Here is a 2,912-nt window from a genome sequence, read left to right on the forward strand (position 1 = left end):
GTTCTTTGCGTTCTTTGCGGTTGAATCGAGTAATTCAGGTAGGGTTATAGATGGTTCCTGAGCCCCAGCTGCTCCGGATGGGGCTGCAGGTAGACCTGCCGTGCGATATAGGGGTCGGGGTGCAGCCGAAAGTAGTGCCGGAACAGGGTAATGGGTACCACCAGCGGGACCTCGCCCAGCCGGTAGCGCTCGATGCTCTCTCCCAGCACCCGTTTGTCATGGGTGTCGATGTGACGCTTCAGGTAGCCCATGATGTGTTGCAGTACATTGGTATGTCCCTTGCGGTTGACCGGTCGCTGCAACGCTGTCATCAGTCCTTGGATATAAGTCTCGCTGATACGCGGGAGCGCATTCTTCGGCACGTTTGCCAGTAGCCGGCCCATACGCTTGTAGGCGGCCTGGGAGTGGGCCATCACCAGGTATTTATGCCGGGCATGGAAATCGATCAGCCGGGCCGGTGTGAGTCCTTCGCCCAGCAACTGTTGCCAGTGGTGGTAGACGAATACCCGGTTGATGAAATTCTCCCGCAGCACCGCATCATTGAGCCGCCCCTCGTCCTCGACCGGCAGGTTGGGGTAGTGCTCCATCAGCAGACGGGCGAAGATGCCGGAGCCCTTGCGCTCGGCGCTGCCGCCCTGCGCGGGGTAGACCTTGACCCGCTTCATGCCGCAGCTGGGGGAGTCCTTCTTCAGGATATAGCCGCTGATCCCGTCCAGGCTGGCCAGCGCCTTTTTCGAGTACGCCTCCAGTAGGTGCGTTACATCGATGTCCGGGTTGTCCACCCCGACGACGTGCGGATTGTTCGGATCACCCACCAGGCGGATCGGCGGCCGCGGTACCGGCATGCCGCTGCCCACCTCCGGACAGATCGGTACAAAGCGCACATAATCCGCCAGCTGCTCGGTGATAAACCGGTCGCGCTTGTGGCCGCCGTCGTAACGCACCGGCTCCCCCAGCAGGCAACTGCTGACGCCGATGGTGACGGGGTTGTCGTTGTTCTGTTGCATGGATCGATAACCGGTTTCTGTGCTGTAAGGGCCTGTCAATAAATAACTACGACGTGATCTCCGCCAGCGCCTTGGCCAGGGTGTCGTATTGAAAATGGAATCCGGCCTCGGGCAGGCGCTCCGAGATCAGGTATTGCCCGGAGGCCAGCGCTTCGGCCCCCTTGCCGAAACGCAACTTGAGGGCCAGCAGGGGCACCGGCAACAGGGCGGGTCGGTGCAGCTGCCGGCCTAGCGCCCGGGCGAATTCGCGGTTGCTGGTGGCGTCGGGGGCGCTGAGGTGGTAGACCCCCACCATCTCGGGGTGGTCGAGGGCAAAGCGGTAGGCGCGCACCAGATCGTGGATATGAATCCACGAGAAGGGTTGGCTGCCGTCGCCGACCGGACCGCCCAGCCCCAGGCGGAATGGCGGCAGCAGCTGTTTCATCATGCCGCCGTCGCGACCCAATACCAGGCTGAGCCGGAAGATCAGGGTGCGTACCCCAAGCACCTCCGCCCCGTGGGCCGCCTGCTCCCAGTCGCGGGTAAGGTGGCCGAAAAATCCGCCGGCGTTGGGCGCATCGGCCTCGCTGTAACGGCCGCTGCTGTCGAAGGCGCCGAGGGCGGAGGTGGAGATGAACAGTCCCGGCCGCTGCTCCAGCAGCCGTATCGCCTGTACCAGGGCGCGGGTGGTCAACACCCGGCTGTCGTACAGGGCCTGCATGTACTGCTCGGTCCAGCGGCGGGCGATGTTCTCCCCAGCCAGATTGATCACGGCATCGCAGCCTTGCAACTGCTCGGCCAGTTGCGCCGTCTCTGCCTGGACCTCACTGCGTCCCAGTTTGAGCAGCTCATGGCCCTCGTTCTCCAGCGCGTGGCAGAGGTGGCTGCCGACAAATCCGGTGGCACCGGTAATGGCGATCTTCATGCGCGCTCCTGATGGATTGACGGTTGCCTGACGGCCTGCCTCAAGCATAGCCGAGACCGGTAGCGATGAACCCTTCTCCGGGTGCTTTTCTCAGGGGGCCGGATAGCGCAGGGCAAAGCCGCTGCGGATCTGCTGGGCCAGCTCTTGCACAATCATGCTGGCACCGCGCCCCGGCAGGCGCAGGTTGATGTAGTAGCGCGGCAGCGGCGGCAGGCCGCTGCCGGGGTCGAGCATGGCCAGGCTCTCGGGGATCACCTGGGACATGTAGGGGGCGATGGCCATGTCCGCTTCCAGGGTGGCCAGTACCGGTTCGATGCTGCCCACCTGGCAGATGGAGATCCACTCCAGCCCGGCGCCGTTCAGCGCCTCCACCGCCGAGGCGCGAAAGTCGCACGACTCCAGCCCGAGGGCCACCGGCAGCGGCTGGCGATGGCTCGCCTCGCCGTTGATGGCGCCGATCCAGACCAGGGCGTCGGTGAGCAGCAATTCCTCCGGATCCCCCTTCACCGACTCGGTGGTGAGGGTGAGGTCGATCTCCTGCTTCTTCAGCATCTCCAGCAGTACCGGGGTGGAGTCGCTGATCAGGGTGACGCGAATGTTGGGGAATTCACGGCTGAAGCGTTTCAGAATCGGTGGCAGGAACGGGCGCACGATATCCGGCGGCACCCCGAGCAGGATCTCCCCGGTGAACTCCGGCTGGCGCATCAGCTGCAGCAGTTCATCGTTCAGGGCCAGCAGCCGGTTGGCGCTGGCGACCAGCTTCTCGCCGTCCGGGGTGAGCTGCATCTGTTTCTGGCGCCGGTCGAACAGCTGTTTGCCGAAATAGCCCTCCAGGCGCTTGATCTGCTGACTCACCGCCCCCTGGGTGAGATTGAGCACCTGGGCGGCCCGGGTCATGCCGCCGCTTTCGGCGACCGCCAGAAAGGCGCGGATCAGGCCGACGTCGATATCACGGTTCATGGTTTACCTTTCATTAGAGGTAACTACTCACCCGGTCTGCA

The 2,912-nt window shown here is 63.8% G+C and carries 3 protein-coding genes; all 3 read right to left on the reverse strand.

Features of this window, described 5'->3' with window-relative positions; translation table 11 throughout:
- Window positions 1-44: 44 nt before the first annotated feature.
- A complete protein-coding gene (locus NPX02_RS20865) occupies window positions 45-1,007 on the reverse strand; it encodes a YbgA family protein (protein WP_260295991.1) in 963 nt (320 codons plus the stop codon).
- Window positions 1,008-1,053: 46 nt separating this feature from the next.
- On the reverse strand, window positions 1,054-1,911 hold the full coding sequence (locus NPX02_RS20870) for a TIGR01777 family oxidoreductase (protein WP_260295992.1): 858 nt from the start codon (window positions 1,909-1,911) through the stop codon (window positions 1,054-1,056).
- Between the two features lie 90 nt (window positions 1,912-2,001).
- Window positions 2,002-2,871, reverse strand: coding sequence for a LysR family transcriptional regulator (locus NPX02_RS20875; RefSeq protein WP_260295993.1), 870 nt, complete (start codon window positions 2,869-2,871; stop codon window positions 2,002-2,004).
- Window positions 2,872-2,912 lie beyond the last annotated feature (41 nt).

The organism is Sedimenticola hydrogenitrophicus (assembly GCF_025175675.1).
In the GTDB taxonomy this organism is placed as follows: Bacteria; Pseudomonadota; Gammaproteobacteria; order Chromatiales; family Chromatiaceae; genus Sedimenticola; species Sedimenticola hydrogenitrophicus.

What these genes read in the sequence shown, in the direction of transcription:
- NPX02_RS20865 (WP_260295991.1), bottom strand. Translation starts at nt 1,007, where the DNA reads ATGCAACAGAACAACGACAACCCCGTCACCATCGGCGTCAGCAGTTGC.
- NPX02_RS20870 (WP_260295992.1), bottom strand. Translation starts at nt 1,911, where the DNA reads ATGAAGATCGCCATTACCGGTGCCACCGGATTTGTCGGCAGCCACCTC.
- NPX02_RS20875 (WP_260295993.1), bottom strand. Translation starts at nt 2,871, where the DNA reads ATGAACCGTGATATCGACGTCGGCCTGATCCGCGCCTTTCTGGCGGTC.